At 72.4% G+C, this 17,957-nt stretch carries 14 protein-coding genes and 1 riboswitch; of the genes, 4 read left to right on the forward strand and 10 right to left on the reverse strand.

Going from position 1 to position 17,957, the window contains the following annotated elements; all coding sequences use genetic code 11:
• Nucleotides 1-89: 89 nt before the first annotated feature.
• The gene (locus ACIQFU_RS03600) at nt 90-689 is read right to left on the reverse strand and encodes a Uma2 family endonuclease (RefSeq protein WP_402548693.1); all 600 of its coding nucleotides are present in this window, start codon (nt 687-689) and stop codon (nt 90-92) included.
• A gap of 232 nt (nt 690-921) precedes the next feature.
• Between ACIQFU_RS03600 and recQ the strand changes: the two genes are divergently transcribed.
• Entirely contained in the window at nt 922-2,949 is a 2,028-nt protein-coding gene (gene recQ, locus ACIQFU_RS03605; protein ID WP_402548694.1) for a DNA helicase RecQ, read from the forward strand.
• 39 nt (nt 2,950-2,988) lie between these two features.
• On the opposite strand, the gene ACIQFU_RS03610 is transcribed toward recQ, so the two are convergent.
• The 8 genes from ACIQFU_RS03610 to fahA form a co-directional block, all read right to left on the reverse strand.
• On the reverse strand, nt 2,989-5,709 hold the full coding sequence (locus ACIQFU_RS03610) for a fumarate reductase/succinate dehydrogenase flavoprotein subunit (protein ID WP_402548696.1): 2,721 nt from the start codon (nt 5,707-5,709) through the stop codon (nt 2,989-2,991).
• 11 nt (nt 5,710-5,720) lie between these two features.
• Nucleotides 5,721-6,611, reverse strand: a complete 891-nt coding sequence (locus ACIQFU_RS03615; RefSeq protein WP_402548698.1) for an ABC transporter ATP-binding protein — start codon at nt 6,609-6,611, stop codon at nt 5,721-5,723.
• Nucleotides 6,589-7,506 carry an ABC transporter permease gene (locus tag ACIQFU_RS03620; protein ID WP_402549239.1) on the reverse strand — a complete coding sequence of 306 codons (918 nt, stop codon included), beginning with the start codon at nt 7,504-7,506 and terminating at the stop codon, nt 6,589-6,591. Before ACIQFU_RS03620 ends, ACIQFU_RS03615 begins: the two co-directional genes overlap by 23 nt.
• The gene (locus tag ACIQFU_RS03625; RefSeq protein ID WP_402548700.1) at nt 7,476-8,852 is read right to left on the reverse strand and encodes an ABC transporter substrate-binding protein; all 1,377 of its coding nucleotides are present in this window, start codon (nt 8,850-8,852) and stop codon (nt 7,476-7,478) included. Before ACIQFU_RS03625 ends, ACIQFU_RS03620 begins: the two co-directional genes overlap by 31 nt.
• A gap of 14 nt (nt 8,853-8,866) precedes the next feature.
• A complete protein-coding gene (locus tag ACIQFU_RS03630) occupies nt 8,867-9,094 on the reverse strand; it encodes a ferredoxin family protein (RefSeq protein ID WP_030145386.1) in 228 nt (75 codons plus the stop codon).
• Nucleotides 9,095-9,136: 42 nt separating this feature from the next.
• Nucleotides 9,137-9,925: a GntR family transcriptional regulator gene (locus tag ACIQFU_RS03635; RefSeq protein ID WP_402548701.1), complete on the reverse strand. Its 789-nt coding sequence runs from the start codon at nt 9,923-9,925 to the stop codon at nt 9,137-9,139.
• A gap of 231 nt (nt 9,926-10,156) precedes the next feature.
• Nucleotides 10,157-11,095: a M56 family metallopeptidase gene (locus tag ACIQFU_RS03640; RefSeq protein WP_402548702.1), complete on the reverse strand. Its 939-nt coding sequence runs from the start codon at nt 11,093-11,095 to the stop codon at nt 10,157-10,159.
• Between the two features lie 406 nt (nt 11,096-11,501).
• Nucleotides 11,502-12,728, reverse strand: coding sequence for a fumarylacetoacetase (gene fahA, locus ACIQFU_RS03645; RefSeq protein ID WP_402548704.1), 1,227 nt, complete (start codon nt 12,726-12,728; stop codon nt 11,502-11,504).
• A 423-nt stretch (nt 12,729-13,151) separates the two neighbouring features.
• Here fahA and ACIQFU_RS03650 point away from each other — a divergent pair, with 423 nt between their 5' ends.
• Complete coding sequence (locus ACIQFU_RS03650) at nt 13,152-13,961, forward strand: HAD family hydrolase (RefSeq protein ID WP_402548705.1); 810 nt, start codon at nt 13,152-13,154, stop codon at nt 13,959-13,961.
• 82 nt (nt 13,962-14,043) lie between these two features.
• On the opposite strand, the gene ACIQFU_RS03655 is transcribed toward ACIQFU_RS03650, so the two are convergent.
• Nucleotides 14,044-14,535 carry a transglycosylase SLT domain-containing protein gene (locus tag ACIQFU_RS03655; protein WP_402548707.1) on the reverse strand — a complete coding sequence of 164 codons (492 nt, stop codon included), beginning with the start codon at nt 14,533-14,535 and terminating at the stop codon, nt 14,044-14,046.
• A gap of 1 nt (nt 14,536) precedes the next feature.
• Nucleotides 14,537-14,692: riboswitch (cyclic di-AMP (ydaO/yuaA leader) on the reverse strand.
• 707 nt (nt 14,693-15,399) lie between these two features.
• On the opposite strand from ACIQFU_RS03655, the gene ACIQFU_RS03660 reads away from it, so the two are divergent.
• Both ACIQFU_RS03660 and ACIQFU_RS03665 read left to right on the forward strand, forming a co-directional pair.
• Nucleotides 15,400-16,410 (forward strand): polyprenyl synthetase family protein, encoded by a 1,011-nt coding sequence (locus ACIQFU_RS03660; protein ID WP_402548708.1) that lies wholly within the window; start codon nt 15,400-15,402, stop codon nt 16,408-16,410.
• Nucleotides 16,411-16,692: 282 nt separating this feature from the next.
• Nucleotides 16,693-17,916, forward strand: coding sequence for an outer membrane lipoprotein carrier protein LolA (locus ACIQFU_RS03665; protein ID WP_402548710.1), 1,224 nt, complete (start codon nt 16,693-16,695; stop codon nt 17,914-17,916).
• The last annotated feature ends 41 nt before the right edge of the window (nt 17,917-17,957 follow it).

The following is a 17,957-nucleotide window of genomic DNA, read 5'->3' on the forward strand; positions in this document are numbered from 1 at the left end:
CGCGGCGCTCGCGTCTTCGTGTCCTGGCGGCTGTGGTCCGGCACCTCCTCGAAGAGGTGCCGGACCACAGCCGTTCGCGGGGGAGGGGGCTACTCGCCGCCGCGGCGCGGTTTGACGGCGGTCAGGTCCAGGTCCATCGGGAAGGGGGCACTCACCTTCATGCGCTCGCGGAAGATGCCGACGCTGGTGTACGCACGGGTGGTGGGCTCCAGCTCGAAGGCGTGGACGACAGCGAGGCCCTTCTCGTTCTCCACCCGCCAGTAGTGGGCGATACCGGCCCGGGCGTACTTCAGGGGCTTGGTCTCGCGGTCGCGGGAGACGGACTCCGCGGAGACGACTTCGATGGCCAGGGTGACGGCCTCGGCGGGGTAGCGGGTCTGCTCCGGGTCGTCCACCACGTCGCCTCGCACGACGATCACGTCCGGCTCGGGCCGGTTCTGCCGGTCGATGTCGATGGTGAACTCTCGGACGACCTCGAACTCCGTCGGGGCGAGAGAGTGGAGCTGCCACTCGAAGAAGCTCACAGCGCGTGAGTGGAAGATGGTCTGCGGACTCACGAAGACGAGGCTCCCGTCGAGCAGCTCCGTATGCGGAGGAAGGTTCGGAAGCCGGTCCAGGTCGTCCGCCGTCCAGCCGCCCTCCGGCGGGGTCGGCCAGTCGGGCGTGGACGCCTTCGGTGCGACGCTCATCAGTGCTCCCATGGGACGGAGTCTCGCGGGTGCAATCAGACTATCCGCCGGAAACGGGCGGGTCTCCCGCGAACGTGTGAACGATCGTCGTGTTCTTGACGCGGCCCGCCTCGGGCAGCCTGTGGATAACTCTGAGGCTGTCGGCGCGGACCCCTATCGTTGAGGCAGTGGTCGGGGCAGGACGGACCAGGCAGGCCGGACGGGCGAGGCAGTACGTACGGGGGACGGGACGATGAGCGGGACGGGCGTGATCGGCGAGATGGCGATGACAGAGACGGCGCAGGTGAGGGACCGGGACAGCGAGGCGCTGGCCACCCTGCACCGGGTCTTCGGATACGACGCCTTCCGCGGCGAGCAGGAGGCGATCGTCGAGCACGTGATCGCCGGCGGCGATGCCGTCGTGCTCATGCCGACCGGCGGCGGAAAGTCGCTGTGCTATCAGATCCCGTCCCTGGTCAGGCCCGGCACGGGCATCGTGGTCTCGCCGCTGATCGCGCTCATGCAGGACCAGGTCGACGCACTGCGGGCGCTCGGCGTGCGGGCGGGGTTCATGAACTCCACGCAGGACTTCGACGAGCGGCGGGTGACCGAGGCCGAGTTCCTCGCGGGCGAGCTGGATCTGCTGTACCTGGCGCCCGAGCGGCTGCGCCTGGACAGCACACTCGATCTGCTCTCCCGCGGCAAGATCTCCCTCTTCGCCATCGACGAGGCGCACTGCGTCTCCCAGTGGGGCCACGACTTCCGGCCCGACTACCTCGCCCTGTCGCTGCTGGGCGAGCGCTGGCCGGACGTGCCCCGGCTCGCGCTCACCGCGACGGCCACCGACGCCACCCACCGCGAGATCACCGAGCGGCTGCACATGCCGTCGGCGCGGCATTTCGTGGCCAGCTTCGACCGCCCCAACATCCAGTACCGGGTCGTGCCGAAGTCCGACCCCAAGAAGCAGCTCCTGAGCTTCCTGCGCGAGGAGCACCCCGGCGACGCGGGCATCGTGTACTGCCTCTCGCGCAACTCGGTCGAGAAGACCGCCGAGTTCCTCTCGCGCAACGGTGTCGAGGCGGTGCCCTACCACGCGGGCCTGGACGCGGGCACCCGCGCGGCGCACCAGTCGAGGTTCCTGCGCGAGGAGGGCCTGGTGGTCGTGGCGACCATCGCCTTCGGCATGGGCATCGACAAGCCGGACGTGCGGTTCGTCGCCCACCTCGACCTGCCCAAGTCGGTCGAGGGCTACTACCAGGAGACCGGACGCGCGGGACGGGACGGCCTGCCCTCCACGGCCTGGATGGCGTACGGCCTCAACGACGTCATACAGCAGCGCAAGCTGATCCAGTCCGGCGAGGGCGACGAGGCGTTCCGCCGCCGGGCCCAGTCCCACCTGGACGCCATGCTCGCCCTGTGCGAGACCGCCCGGTGCCGTCGCGGCCAGCTCCTCGCCTACTTCGGGCAGGACCCGGACCGGGCCGGCTGCGGCAACTGCGACACCTGCCTGACCCCGCCCGAGACCTGGGACGGCACGGTGGCGGCGCAGAAGGTGCTGTCGACCGTGGTGCGGCTGAAGAGGGAGCGCGGGCAGAAGTTCGGCGCCGGGCAGATCATCGACATCCTGCTGGGCAAGCGCACCGCCAAGGTGATCCAGTTCGACCACGACCAGCTCTCCGTGTTCGGCATCGGAGAGGAGCTGACCGAGGGCGAGTGGCGGGGCGTCGCCCGGCAGCTGCTGGCGCAGGGCCTGCTCGCGGTCGAGGGGGAGTACGGCACGCTGGTGCTGACCGAGACCAGCGGCGAGGTCCTGCGGCGGGAGCGGGAGGTGCCGCTGCGCAAGGAGCCCAAGAAGCCGGCCGCGGCCAGGTCGGCGGGCGACGGACGCGGCGAGCGCAAGGCGAGGACGACCGCCGCCGAGCTGCCCGCGGAGCTGGCCCCCGCCTTCGAGGCACTGCGCGCCTGGCGTGCCGAGCAGGCGCGTGAACAGGGCGTCCCGGCGTACGTCATCTTCCACGACGCCACCCTGAGGGAGATCGTCACCGTGTGGCCCACCTCGGTCGGGCAGCTCGGGGGCATCAGCGGGGTCGGCGAGAAGAAGCTCGCGACGTACGGGGAGGGTGTGGTCGAGGTGCTTGCGGGGCTGGAGGGACCGGCCGCCGACTCCCCGGCGCCCGGTCCAGCCCCCTCGTCCGCCCCGCGCACGGGTGCGGGATCGCCCTCCGGCGCCGACGACTGGCCGGACCACGAGCCGGAGCCCGAGCCCGACGACTGGATATAGGGGCGCGGGGGAGGGAAGCCTCCGCATCCCTCGACGGCGTCACAACGCCCGTGCCGCGTACGCCCTCACGTCGGCGTCCGTGTCGCCCGTGACCGTCGCGAGCGCCGTCTGGGCGTCCTCGCTGGTGGCAGTGTGCCGGGTCAGGGCCAGGACCGCCGCCTTGCGGACGTCGGCGTTCCGGTCGGCGAGGGCCTTGGCGAGGACGGGCACCGCGCTGTCGGAGCCGGTGGCGGCCAGCGCGGTGGCCGCGCCCGCCCGGACCTGCCAGGCGGGGTCGGACAGCGCGGTGACCGCACGGGCCGCCAACGGGGCGGGGCAGCCCGTGTCCGCCAGGGCCGCGAGGGCGGCGCCGCGGACCAGGGCGTCGGGATCCTCCGTGAGCCGGTCGAGCGCACCGCCGGTGCGGGGCTCCGCCCGCAGCGTCCCCAGCGCCTTGGCGACCGCGACCCGCACCTCGCGGGACGGGTCCTCGGCGGCCGGGGAGAGCGACTCCGCGGCATCCAGCGAGACCAGCCCGCGCACCGCCTCGATGCGCACCGGGGCGTCGGAGTCGAGCAGGGCCGTGGCGAAGGTGCCTGTGCTGCCCAGCCGCAGGATGCGCAGCAGGTCGAGCGCGGTGGCACGGACGACGGGGTCGGCCTGGGCCAGCGCCCCGGCGAGGGTCTCGCCCAGGGCGGGCTCGGGCGTCAGCGTCTCGGCCAGTTCGCGCAGGGAGGCGGCCGCGGCGGCGCGCACCTCGCCGTCGGGGTCGGACAGGGCGGTGGCGAGTGCCGGACCGGTGCCGGCCGGGACGGTCTCCGTGAGCACCGTGACCGCCGTGCGCCGGACGCCCGGCTCGGGATCGGACAGGTAAGGGAGGAGGGCGGAGAGTTCGGGCTCGTTCTCGGCCAGGGCGAGCAGATCCAGCAGCCGGGGGGAACCGGCGGCACTGGAATCGGTGGACCCGCTGACCGGGGCGACCGTGGGGCGGGCCCCGGTGGCGAGGGGCGCGGCATCGCGGTCCCCGGCCGTCGCCACCTGCTCCGGGTGCACCTCGCCGAGGTGCCGGGAGGGACCGCCGACCGGCGTGAACTCGTCGATCGGAATGAGATAGGGAGCCACGGGACGTGCCGTGAACTCCATCGCACCGGAGGGGGACTTGTGCAGATCGAGGTGGTGGAACCAGGACGCGTCGTCGCGCTCGGGGATGTCGACGCGCTCGTGATAGAGGCCCCAGCGGGACTCCGTGCGGGCCAGGGAGGCCCGGGCGGCCATCTCCGCGCAGTCGCGGATGAAGCCGACCTCGGCGCAGCGCATCAGCTCGTGCGGGGTGCGGGCGCCCATGGCCGCGATGTCGGCGCGCATCCGCTCGAAGGACTCCAGGGCGAGCGACAGCCGCGCGCCGGACTTCGGCGGTGCCACGTAGTCGTTGACGAAGCGCCGCAGCTTGTACTCGACCTGGGGCTGGGGCGGTCCGTCGGGGTTGCGCAGCGGGCGGTAGACCAGCTCGTGCGCCTCGCGCAGTTGTTCCGGCGGCAGTTCACCCGCGTAGGCCGTGTACTGCGCGGCGTCCGCGCCCGCCAGGTCGCCGAAGACGAACGCGCCGATCATGTAGTTGTGCGGCACGCAGGCCAGGTCGCCGGCCGCGTAGAGGCGGGGGACGGTGGTGCGGGCGTGGTCGTCGACGCGGACGCCCGAGGCGGAGTGGCCGCCGCACAGACCGATCTCGGAGATGTGCATCTCGACGTCATGGGTGCGGTAGTCGTGCCCGCGTCCCGCATGGAAGGTGCCGCGCGTGGGGCGTTCGGTGGAGTGCAGGATCGACTCCAGGGCGGAGACGGACTCCTCCGGGAGGTGGCTGAGCTTCAGGTACACCGGACCGCGGTCGCTGGCGACCTCCGCGGCGAACTCGGCCATCATCTGCCCCGACCAGTAGTCGGAGTCGACGAAGCGTTCGCCGTGCCGGTTGACCTGGTAGCCGCCGAAGGGGTTGGCGACGTAGGCGCAGGCCGGGCCGTTGTAGTCCTTGATCAGCGGGTTGATCTGGAAGCACTCGATGCCGGTCAGCTCGGCCCCCGCGTGGTAGGCCATCGCGTAGCCGTCACCGGCGTTGGTGGGGTTCTCGTAGGTGCCGTAGAGGTAACCGGAGGCGGGCAGCCCGAGCCGGCCGGCGGCGCCGGTGGCGAGGACCACGGCACCCGCGCGGACGGTGACGAACCGCCCGGTGCGGGTGTTGAAGCCCGCCGCACCCACCGCCCGTCCCTCCGAGGTCAGGATCCGCACCGGCATCACACGGTTCTCGATGCGGATACGCTCGCGCATCTCGCGCCGCCGCAGTTGCCGGTAGAGGACCTTCTTGACGTCCTTGCCCTCCGGCATCGGCAGCACGTAGGAGCCGGACCGGTGCACCTGGCGGACGGCGTAGTCGCCGTGCTCGTCCTTCTCGAACTTCACCCCGTACGACTCCAGCCGCTGGACCATGGCGAAGCCGCGGGTGGCGGTCTGGCGGACGGTGGACTGGTCGACGATGCCGTCGTTGGCGCGGGTGATCTCGGCGACGTAGTCGTCGGGTTCGGCGCGGCCGGGGACGACGGCGTTGTTGACGCCGTCCATGCCCATGGCCAGGGCACCGGAGTGGCGGACGTGGGCCTTCTCCAGCAGCAGTACGTTCGCGCCGTGCTCTGCGGCGGTCAGCGCGGCCATGGTGCCGGCGGTGCCGCCGCCGACGACGAGGACGTCGCAGGAGAGCTCTTCGGCGTCGGTGAGGGCGGGGATCTCCACCAGGGGGCCTTTCAGGTGCCGAGGGATGTGCCGAGGGAGGTCAGGACGTCACGCCGGAGCGCCACGCGGGCCGGATCGTCGTGCGCGGTGCGGTCACGGGGGCGGGGCACGTCGCGCACGCCGGTCAGCCGGCCGGCACCGAGCAGGGCGACGCGGTCGCCGAGGAACAGGGCCTCGTCCACGTCGTGGGTGACGAAGACGACGGTGGCTCCCGTACCGTGCAGCACCTCCACCAGCAGGTCCTGCATGCCGGCCCGGGTCTGGGCGTCGAGGGCGCCGAAGGGTTCGTCCATCAGGACGGCTCGGGGGCGTCCGGCCAGCGCACGGGCCAACTGGGCGCGCTGGCGCTGCCCCCCGGACACGCGGTGCGGCAACTGTCGGACCTGCGCGGCGAGTCCGACCCGTTCCAGCCAGGCCGTCGCCTGTTCCCGGCGCTCGGTGCGGGGCAGGCCCTGGACGGCGAGGGGGAGTTCGACGTTGGCGCGCAGGGTGCGCCAGGGCAGGAGAGCGTCCTCCTGGAAGACCAGTGCCCGGTCCGCGCCCGGACCGTCGATCGAACGCCCGTCCTGTTCCGCGGTTCCGGCCAGTGGCGGCAGCAGGCCGGCCAGCGTGCGCAGCAGGGTCGACTTGCCGCAGCCCGAGGGGCCGACCACGGTGAGGATCTCGCCGGGGGAGACGTCGACGTCCACACCGCTCACCGCGGCCGCGTCCGGACGGCCGAGGGTGGCGCCGCGCAGGGCGAGCCGGGTGCCGCGGCCGGACGTCCCGGCGCCGGTCGGCGGACGGACTCCGGCCTCCGCTCCCGGTCCGGGGACGGTGGCGGCGCTCGTACCGGCCCCGGTGCCCTTCTCGGTGCCGGGCGGGGCGCCGGTGTCCGTCTCAGTCTCGGACGAGGTGCTCATCGCGTGCCTCCTCGGGCTGGGGGACCTTGCGTACGGCGGCGCGGGCGGGCGACGTCGCCGCACCGCCCCGCGCGGGCTTCGGACGGGCGGCGGGGGCGTCCGCCGTGCGCGGCAGCCAGTGGGTCAGACGGCGGCCCAGCAGTTCCACGGCCGTGGAGGTCAGCCAGCCGAGCACGCCGATGGTCACCATGCCGACGAAGACGCCCGGGTAGTCGACGACCGTGTAGTCCTGCCAGGTGCGGTAGCCCACGCCGTACTGACCGGAGATCATCTCGGCGGAGATCACACAGATCCACGAGACGCCGATGCCGACCGACAGACCACCGAAGACACCGGGCAGCGCGCCCGGCAGGACCACCGAGCCGAGGACCCGCCACCGGCCGCCGCCCATGGTGCGGACCGCCTCCTCCCACACGGGGGTCAGCGCGCGGACCGCGTGCCGGGTGGAGACCAGGACGGGGAAGAAGGCGGCGGCGCAGGTGATGAAGACGATGCCCTGCTCGTTGGAGGGGAAGAGGAGGATCGCCACGGGGACGAGGGCGATGGCGGGAATGGGCCGGATCACCTCCAGGACCGGGCCGAGCAGGTCCTCGGCGAGCCGGGAGCGTGCCACGAGCACACCCGTGGCCACGCCCAGGACGGCCGCGAGCAGGAAGCCGGTGAGGATCCGGGTCAGGCTGTCGGTGAGGTCGGTCCAGTAGTCGGGCCCCGCCAGCCGGTCGGCGAAGGTGTGCGCCACGTCGGTGACGGTGGGGAACTGCGAGAAGCGCAGCCACACGTCGATGTCCCGGCTGGTCAGCAGCTGCCACAGGCCCAGGGCGACGGCGAGCGAGGCGATGCGCAGCGTGTAGCGGACGGGGCGGATCACGAGGCACGTTCCAGGGCCTCGGCGTATGTGACCACGCGCGCTCCGCCGTGCCCGGCGACGTATGCCCGTGCGGTCTCCGGTGCGACGAAGGGCAGCAGTTCACCGCCGTCGGCCACCCACACCGACTGGTCGGCGAACCAGAGGGTGCCGGTGGTGGTGTCGGGTACGTAGGCGGCGCGGACCTCGTCGCCGTGTCCGGCCAGGTGCCGCAGCAGCGCGGTGGGGGAGGGGAAGGCGAGCGTCTTCCGCGCGCCCTTGGGCCAGACCTCCCCGGCCGGCTTCGGGGGAGTGGCGGCGAGCCGCCGGGTGTACTCGGCCTGCCCGAGGGCCTTCTTCACGTACCGGTCGTCGACGAAGGCGTCCACATCCACGTCGCCGGTGAGTTTCGCGTCCTTGAGGACCGAGACGTCCTCCTTGAGGGCCGCGACGAGCTGCCGCTTGATCGCGGGGTCGAAGGTGGCGATGCCCTGGGCGCCGTTGTAGAGGTAGACGGTCTCCGCGGGCAGGCCGGTGGCCTTCGCCACCTTCTCGGCGGCGGCCACGGGGTGGGCGTCCAGGTAGTCGGTCGCCTGTTTCTGTGCCTTCAGGAAGGCCTCCAGCACGGCGGGGTGCTTCTTCGCGAAGTCCTCGGCGGCGGTGACCCCGTGGAAGGTGGGCAGGTCCAGCTGCGCTCCGTCGTACAGGGCCTTCGCCTTGCCCTGCCGGGCAAGCAGTCCGGGCCAGGCGACGAACTGCGACAGGGCGTCCGCGCTCCCCGCGTCCAGGGCCGAGGCGCCCACCGCGGGCTGCTGGTTGAGCTTCTCGATGTCCTCGGCGGGGTCGAGGCCGGTGCGCTGCAGGGCGCGTACGAGGGTGCCGTCGGCGGCCGAGCCGACGCTCGTCGAGACCTTCTTGCCCTTGAGGTCCTTCAGGGAGGTGAGGGAGGAACCGGGTGCGACGACGATGGTGTTGAGGCCGCCGCGCAGGTTGTAGCCGGTGACCGAGACGAGGCGGGTCGGCTTGCCGAGCTGCTTGCCGCGGGCCGCGTTGATGAGCAGGGGGAAGTCGCCCATCGAGCCGATGTCGATCTTCCCGGCGGTCATCTGGGCGGTGATGGGCGCGCCGGTGGCGTAGTCCTGCCAGTCGACCTTGTAGGTGACGCCGTCGTTCAGGGAGTTGAGCTGCTTCTCGAAGTAGCCGAGGGAGCGCAGGAGGGTGCCGGCGGTGACCGTGTTGATAGTCCTGGACTGGTAGCCGACGGTCACGGTGACCGTGGAGCCGTTCCCGCCGGCGGACGCGTCGCCGCCGCAGGCGGTGAGGGGGAGGAGCAGGACCACGGCGGCAGCGGTGGCGGGCAAGGCGGGCGAGGAGAGCGCGGGGCGCTTCGGTTTCATGGGGAGTCGGCCTCTCACCGGAGCAGGTAGGGCATGTTGACCGTGACCGCCCCGGTGGGGCAGCGGGCGGCGCACGGGCCGCAGTACCAGCACTCGTCGACGTGCATGTACGCCTTGCCGTTGCGCTCGTCGATGGCCAGGGAGTCCAGCGGGCACATGTCCACGCAGAGCGTGCAGCCTTCGATGCACTTCGACTCGTCGATGGTCACGGGCACGTCGGCCCGCTGGGGCGCCAAGGGCATGGCTGTCTCCAGGAAGGGGTGCGCGAAAGGGGGTTCAGAGGGTCACAGGGACCGGTGCAGCAGACCGCTCATCGCGATGCGGTCACCGCGGAAGCGGACGAACTCCAGGTCGACCGGGCGGCCGTCGGCGAGGTGGGTGAGCCGCTCCAGCATGAGGACCGCGGTGCCGCGCGGGGCCTCCAGTACGGCGGCGGAGTGCGCGTCGGCGGTGACGGCCTCCAGGGTGATCTCGGCGTGGCCGAGCGGCAGGCCCGTGACGGATTCCAGGAGGCGGAAGACGTCGGTGTTCTCCAGGTCGGCGCCGAGCAGGGCGGTGCCGATGTCGAGGGGCACGTAGGTGAGGTCCAGGGACAGGGGGACGCCGCCCAGGCGGCGCAGGCGTTCGATGTAGAGGACGTCGGCGCCGGGCGGGACGCGGAGGCGTTCGGCGACCGGCGCGGGGGCCGGGACGGGGACGGTCGTGCGCACCTCGTTGGTGACGCGGCCGTGTTCGTGCAGGGTCTCCGCGAGGCCCATCAGACGGTCGAGCCCGTGGGCGTACTTGCGGGCCACGACCACGGTGCCGATGCCGGGCTGGCGGGCCACGAGGCCTTCGGCGCGCAGCAGGTCGAGCGCCTCGCGGACGGTGTTGCGGGTGGTGTCGTAGTCGGCGGCGAGGGTGTCCTCGTGGGGGAGGGCGCCGTCGGGGAAGGCGTTGTCGAGGAGCTGGCGGCGGAGCAGGTCGGCCAGTTGACGGGCCCGGTCGGCGCGCAGCCGACGCCGCGTGCGGTGGGCGGTGACGGTGGTCGCGCCCTGGCCGGCGTGGTCTCGGATGCGGTCGGTGGGCGGCATGGCTGGAACCATACCTATCCGGTGGACTTAGTGGTGTTGCTGGAATGTTGCGCCACCCCGGCCTCCGCCGGTTACGGGGTGAGCTGGGGTTTCTCCTGGGAAAGAGGGAGATCTGCCACCGGGCTCCGCGCCGGGTCCGCGCCGGGTCCGCGGGCCGGCCGGGCGCTTACGGGGTGGTGCCGCACCGCTCCCCGTGCCCGCCCGGCGGCACGACCGACCGCAGGCGGGGCGTCATGCCAGTGCCGTCAGGCCCGGGGCGAAGGTGATCAGGAGGGGGATCAGCGGGACCAGGGCGGCGGTCGCCGTGGTCAGGGCGCGGCGGCGGCGGGGCATGCGGGGCCGGGGCTCCAGGAGGCGGTCGACCCGCTCGCCGAGGAGGCGGTGGCTGGAGGCGCAGGAGAGGACGCCGCGGTGCTGGTTCAGCTCGATCAGGGCCAGCGCGGTGGTCAGGTGGCCGCAGCGGCGGGAGGCGGTGTCGTCGGCCGAGAGCTCGACCAGGCGGTGGGTCTGGTCGCAGAAGTGGGCGAAGAGCGGGACGCTCGGGAACCCGGTGGCCAGGGCGGTGGACAGGTGCAGCAGCCAGTCGTGGCGGGCCCGGGCGTGGCCGCGCTCGTGGGTGAGGACGGCGTCCAGCTGGTGGTCGGTGAGCCGGTGCAGGGCACCCGTGGTGACGATCAGCTGGGGCGGGTTGCCGGGCATCCACCAGGCGTCCGGGTACTCCTCCTCCAGCACCAGCAGGGGGCCGCGGGCGGCGGGGAGGCCGGCGGGCAGGTCGGGGGCGCGCTCGCGCAGGTGGGCGCGCGAGCGGGCGCGCCGGCGGCGGGCCTCGACGAGTTCACGGGCGAGCATCGCGGTCGTCCAGGCGGCACCGCCCGCCAGCAGGAGGGTGAGGACGGCCGCCCAGACCGGCCCGGCGGAGAGGTTGTACGCCGCGGTCACCGCGGGCGGCGCCGGAGCGAAGAGCTGGGCGCGGACGGTGCCGAAGACGGCGGTGGCGCCGAGGACGAGGCCGGTCAGACAGCACAGCAGAACGGTGGCGACCAGGCACTGCCACACCCACAGTGCGACCACGGGATCCCGCTCGGGCCACGCGGAGCGGGTCAGCGCGCGAGGCACCGGCACCGCGGCGGTCACGGCGACGACGAACAGCAGGAGCAGGCAGACGGTCATGCCACTGGCTCCGGATCCTGGTCGAAGGATGGGCGGCTCTGGCTGTAAAGGGGTGGTGCGGGCCGGTCCGTGCGCGCACACCGCCCGACGCCAGTATGACGTGGCCGGGCGGTGTGGGTCAGGGGTCGGCGGGCACCGGATCCGGAAACCCGGGCGTGCGGACCTTGGGGCTTCGGATGCCGCAGCCCCGCAGCCCCGCAGCCCGCCCCCGAAGCCCCCGGCCCCAGCCCGCCGTCCGTCCGCCGACGGTCCGTCGTCCGCCGTCCGACCGCCGTCCGTCCGTCGTCCGCCGTCCGACCGCCGTCCGTCCGTCGTCCGCCGTCCGACCGCCGTCCGTCCGTCGTCCGCCGACCGTCCGTCGTCCGACCGCCATCCGCCGACCGTTGGCCGTCAGCCGGCCGTGCCGTCAGGCGTCCCGCCCGACCACCCGCCCCGTGACCTCGCCCAGCCCCACCCGGACGCCGTCCGGACCCGGCGCCCAGGCCGACAGGGTCACCACGTCCCCGTCCTCCAGGAACGTCCGCTTGCCGTCCGGGAGTTCCAGCGGGTCGCGGCCGTTCCAGGTCAGTTCGAGCAGCGACCCGCGCTCCCGCTCGGTGGGCCCGCTCACCGTGCCGGAGCCGTAGAGGTCGCCGGTGCGCAGCGAGGCGCCGTTGACCGTCATGTGGGCCAACTGCTGGGCGGCCGTCCAGTACATGGTGGAGAACGGCGGCTCGGAGACCATGTGGTCGTTGATGGCGACCGAGATCCGCAGGTCGTACCCGCCGGGACCGTCCTGGTCGTCCTTCGTGTCGTCCAGGTAGGGAAGCAGCTCGTGCGTGCGCTCGGGCGGCGCCACCCGTGCCTCGTCCAGGGCGTCCAGCGGGGTGATCCAGGCGGACACCGACGTGGCGAAGGACTTGCCGAGGAAGGGGCCGAGGGGCACGTACTCCCAGGCCTGGACGTCCCGTGCGGACCAGTCGTTGAGCAGGCAGAGCCCGAAGACGTGCTCGCGGAAGTCGCCGAGCCCCACCGTGCTGCCCTGGCCCGACGGCACGCCCACCACGAAGCCGACCTCGGCCTCGATGTCGAGCCGGACGGACGGGCCGAAGACGGGAGCGGCGTCGGCCGGAGCCTTGCGCTGCCCCGACGGGCGTACGACGTCCGTGCCGGAGACGACGACCGTGCCGGAGCGGCCGTGGTAGCCGATCGGGAGGTGCTTCCAGTTCGGGGTGAGGGAGTCGGCGGCGTCGGGGCGGAAGATCTGGCCGACGTTGCGGGCGTGGTTCTCCGAGGCGTAGAAGTCGACGTAGTCGGCGACCTCGAAGGGCAGGTGCAGGGTCACCGACGACAGCGGGTGGAAGAGGGGTTCGAGGGTCTCGCGGTGGGACGGGACCGTCACCCACGCCGTCAGTGCGCGCCGCACGTCCGACCAGGCCGTGCGCCCGGCGGCCAGCAGCGGGTTGAGGGTGGGCCGCGCGAGCAGGGACGCGTACGGCGAGCCGAGCGCGTGGGCCGCCGCGCCCGCGTCGAGGACGTGGTCGCCGAGCCGGACGCCCACCGTCCGGTCCCGCGAACCGGGGATCGAGAACACGCCGTACGGAAGGTTGTGCGGGCCGAAGGGATCGCCCTCGGGGACATCGAAGGGGGGCATCGGGTGCTGCCTCGCTTTCGTGCTCGCCATGTGCGCCGTGCGCGCCGTGTGTGCTGGGTGCTGCGGATGCCCGCGGGTCACGGGGTCGGTGTGTGCCGCGTGACACGTGGTCGGGCCACACGTTACGGGTGACATACCGGTCTTGGGCAGTGCGGCGGGAGGTGGCGCCGCCTGGCGGGGCCCGATCGAGGCGGCGCGGCGGCCGGGGTCCGGGGCGGGGCCGGGGCACCGGCGGGTGGCGGTCCGTTCCGTCGCCAACCGGTGCAGAGGCCCTGAACCGGCTTTAGCCGATGATGTGTCAGGTTTTGGACATGATCGGGCGTCCGCGTGCATCCGCGTGCGGGTTCGAACACGCTCGCTACGTCCTCGTTCGGAAGCGGTCGCGGGTGAGTCGGACGGGTGCGGTGTCCGTATTCTCTGATCATGGACCGCACCGCATATTCACTCGTCGCCACCGACCTGGACGGCACGCTGCTCCGCGGCGACGACACCGTCTCCGAACGGTCGCTGGCCGCGCTGGCGCGGGTCGCCGGGGCGGGTGCGCGGCACCTGGTGGTGACGGGGCGCCCGGCTCCCCGGGTGCGCTCCCTGCTCGACGGCCTCGGCTGCACGGGGCTCGCGGTGTGCGGGCAGGGCGCGCAGGTGTACGACGCCGGTGCGCACCGGATGCTGTGGTCGGTCACCCTGGACCGGGAGCTGGCCGAGACCGCGCTCGGCAAGATCGAGGCCGAGGTCGGCCAGGTGTACGCCGCCGTCGACCAGGACGGCGTCGACGGGCTGACGCTCATCGAGCCGGGCTACCTGATGCCCCACCCCACCCTGCCCGCGGTGCGTGTCGAGCGGCGCGAGGAGCTGTGGAGCATGCCGATCAGCAAGGTGCTGCTGCGCCATCCGGACCTGACCGACGACGAGTTGGCGGCGACGGCGCGTGCGGTGGTCGGTTCCCTCGCGACGGTCACCATGTCGGGGCCCGGCACGGTGGAGCTCCAGCCGTGCGGCATCACCAAGGCGACCGGCCTGGCGCTGGCCGCCGAGCACCTGGGTCTTCAGCGGCGCCGGACGATCGCCTTCGGCGACATGCCCAACGACATTCCCATGTTCCAGTGGGCGGCCCACGGCGTCGCCATGGCCGGCGCCCACCCCGAACTCAAGGCGGTGGCCGACGAGGTCACCACGACGAACGAGGACGACGGCGTGGCCGTCGTCCTCGAGCGGATCTTCGGTACTTCTTAGGACGTCCCGGGCCCACGGCTTGGGACGTCCCGGGCCCACGGCCTCTCAGCGGGGCTCGGGACGCCTTGGTGCCCGGTGCGGCTCAGTACGCGCTGAAGACGTTGTCCATCGAGCCGTAGCGGTCGGCCGCGTAGTTGCAGGCGGCGGTGATGTTGGCGACCGGGTCGTACGGGTCCCAGGAGGTGCCCTCCACGTGGTACGCCTGGAAGGTCGGGTCGATCACCTGGAGCAGGCCCTTGGACGGGGTGCCGTTGACGGCGTTGATGTCCCAGTTGTTGATGGCGAGCGGGTTGCCGGAGGACTCACGCATGATGTTGCGGTGAATGCCCTCGTAGGTCCCGGGGATGCCGTGCTGCGCCATGATGTCGAGCGACTCGCGGATCCAGCCGTCGAGGTTGTCCGGGTACGCCGTGGCCGCCGTGGTGGCGGTCGTGGCGGCGGCCGGGGTGGCCGCGGAGGCGGTGGCGGCGCCGACGAGCGGCAGTGCGAGCACCGCGGCGGCGGTGCCGGCCAGCGTGAGCTTGCGGGCGAGGCGGCCGGTACGGGCGTGACGGTTCTGACCGTTGGCAGACATGTGTCCCTCTCCTTACGCCTGCGAGGTGAGCTGTCGGGTTCGGGCGGGGAGGTGCCCGGCCGCGCCCTGACGGGTACGGCTTCACCCCGAGCCGCTCCGGTGGTGACCGGTGCGGCGACTTACCTGGGTCCCCCGCTCCTGCCGGCGAGTTTGTTGGGTGGATGACTGTGCGACCGGGCGGTGGCAGGATTCGGCGTCCGCCCGACAGGCCGGGAACGTATGCGAGAGCACATGTCCGAAACAAGTGCAGGAATCACCCAACATGCCTGTTGACCTTGGTCTGAGGCGTTTGAGGCTCTTGATCCTTTGCGGTTACCAAGCCCCAACTGGCTTGCGGGGCAAAGGGAGGGCACAGGTTGTGGCGAGGTTGCCCGCGGGTGGACCGGAGTGAGTCAACTCACTGGCCTCAACAAGCGCGGCAAAACGGGCATTAACCTCAATCGTTCGCCAACCGGCCACGGGTGAGGACGGCTTCGGGTGTCGGGCGCAGAGGAAGGGGAAACGGGGGTGGAGGGTGAAGCCGGGAGGCGGGGCGGGAGGCGTGAGGTGCCGGTGCGGGCGCGGCGTCGATCGGGTGACGTTCTCGGAGTGCGGGCCGTTGGGAGGAGTGATGGGATCTTGGACGGTGGCCACCGGCCCGCTCGCCCCCCGGGGTCCGGCTCGTCCCCTCCGGCGATATCAGTCAAAATCTGCTCATATCACCTGATCAAAAACATACCGTTCATGATCTGATACCGACCGGCCTGTAACGGTGGGCGCTAGCGGTGATCGAAACGTGACCGGATACGCTGACTTGAGTGGTGGCAGCGACCTATCGACAAACCAGGTAATCGCCAGTAGACACCAGCAGACAGGAGACCCCTCGTGACCGTCGTCGGGCCGTTCGGGCTGAGCGTGCGGGACCAGGCTCTGGAAGCCGATGTCCAGGCCGGATTGGTTGCTGTCGAGGAAGGGTTGCTTGAGGCAACCAAAAGCGAGGTTCCGTTCATCACAGAGGCCGCCCAGCACCTGGTGCGGGCCGGCGGGAAACGGTTCCGGCCGCTGCTGGTGATGCTCTCGGCCCAGTTCGGCGACCGCTACGCCCCGGGCATCGTGCCCTCGGCCGTGGTCGTGGAGCTGACCCACCTCGCCACGCTCTACCACGACGACGTGATGGACGAGGCCGCCGTGCGGCGCGGGGTGCCCAGCGCGAACACCCGCTGGGACAACTCGGTCGCGGTCCTCACCGGCGACTTCCTCTTCGCCCGTGCCTCCCAGATCCTCGCCGACCTCGGACCCGAGGCGGTCCGGGTCCAGGCCCTCGCGTTCGAGCGGCTGGTCACCGGCCAGATCCTGGAGACGGCGGGACCGCAGGACGGCCGCGACCCGGTCGACCACTACCTCGACGTGCTGGGCGGCAAGACGGGCTCGCTGGTGGCGGTCTCCTGCCGGTTCGGCGCGATGATGTCCGGCGCCGACGAGACGGTGGTGGACGTGCTGACCCAGTACGGCGAGCGGCTCGGCGTCGCCTTCCAGCTCGCGGACGACGTCCTGGACATCGCCTCCGACTCCGACGAGTCCGGCAAGACGCCCGGCACCGACCTGCGCGAGGGCATCCCCACCCTGCCCGTACTGCGGCTGCGCGAGCGGGCGGCCCGGCTGGGGCTCGCCGAGGACGTCGCCCTGTGCGAGCTGCTCGACTCCGACCTGAGCGACGACGCCCGGCACGCCGAGGCGCTGCGTCTGCTGCGCGCCCACCCCGCCCTGGAGCAGGCGCGCCGGGACACCGTCCGCTACGCCGAGGAGGCCCGGGCCGCGCTGGCCCCGCTGCGGGAGTGCGACGCGAAGGCCGCGCTGGTGGAGCTGTGCGACGCGGTGGTCCACCGGGCCGGGTGAGCGCCCTGCCCGCCCGCCTGCCGCGTGCCTCCTGTCACGTGCCGTCCGCCGGGCGCCGGAGACCGGCCCCTACGGGCAGGCGGAGCCACCGCCCCTCCGTGTCATCCCGCAGGAGTACGCGGAGTTGAGCCCGCGGTCTGACGCCTGGGCTCCGCCGATTTGGTCAGATGGACACCACGGAAAAACACCAATCCTCACCGATTCGGGTGAGAATGGCGGCTCACGGGTGAACGAGTGCGAGGTCGCGAGACAGCCGCCGCCGACGACGGAGGTAGGGCACACATGGCACCGATCGATTCCGACGACAACACGACCGCCGGGGAGGGCGAGGAGCTGAGGGCCGGACGGCGCAAGGCCGCGCGGTTCGTCGTCCCGGTCGCGGTGATGGGAGTGGCGGCCGCGACGATCGGGCTCGTCCCCGCGCTCGCCGACTCCGGAGACCCCGACCTGCCGAAGGTCACCGCGGAGCAGCTCATCGAGAAGATCGCCAAGTCGGACACCGAGCAGCTGTCCGGCACGGTGCGCGTCAACACCGACCTGGGCCTGCCGGACCTCGGCGGCCTGGAGAGCGGCCTGATGTCCGGAATGTCCGGTGGTCCGGGCTCCGGCGGGGACGACGAGGGCTCCGCCGCCGACCCGTCGGCCAAGCTCACCGAGCTGGCGTCCGGCAGCCACACGCTGCGCGTCGCGGCCGACGGCCCCGACCGGCAGAAGCTGTCCCTGCTGGAGAACGCCGCCGAGTACAGCCTGATCCACAACGGCCAGGACGTCTGGGGCTACGACAGCAAGTCCGACGAGGTCTACCACTCGACCGCCCCCGACGGCGCCGGGCAGCCGGAGAAGGACGTGCCGGCCACCCCGAAGGACTTCGCCGCCCAGGCGCTCAAGGCGGTCGACGACACCACGTCCGTGACCGTCGGCGGCACCGCGCAGGTGGCCGGCCGGGACGCGTACCGCCTGGTCGTCGAGCCCAAGCAGGACGGTTCCACGGTCGGTGCGATCACCGTGGCCGTGGACGCCGAGACCGGCACGCCGCTGAAGTTCACGCTGACCCCGGCGAGCGGCGGCGCCGCCGTGGTGGACGTGGGCTTCACCAAGGTCAGCTTCGCGAAGCCGGACGCGTCGACGTTCGACTTCACGCCGCCCGAGGGAGCGAAGGTCACCGAGGGCGAGGAGAGCGCCAAGGCTCCGGAGCACTCGCGCGGGACCGGGGGCGACCTCGCCGAGGGTCTGGACGGGCTCAAGGTGATCGGCGAGGGCTGGAGCTCGATCGCCACCTTCGACACCGGAGCCGCGGGCGGCCTGCCCACGGCGGGCACGGGCGGCGACCTGGGCGGCCTCGGCGGCTTCCTCGGCTCCTTCGGCGACCAGGTCAAGGGCGACTTCGGCTCGGGCACGGTCTTCAAGACCCGCCTCGTCAACGCTCTGATCACGGACGACGGCAAGGTCTACGCCGGTGCGGTCACCAAGGACGCCCTGGTGAAGGCGGCCGACGCCGCGCGGTAGGACGTACGCAGCATCCCCATCCGTACGGCGAAGAGGACGAA

Source organism: Streptomyces sp. NPDC093065 (assembly GCF_044754585.1).
Classification (GTDB): domain Bacteria; phylum Actinomycetota; class Actinomycetes; order Streptomycetales; family Streptomycetaceae; genus Streptomyces.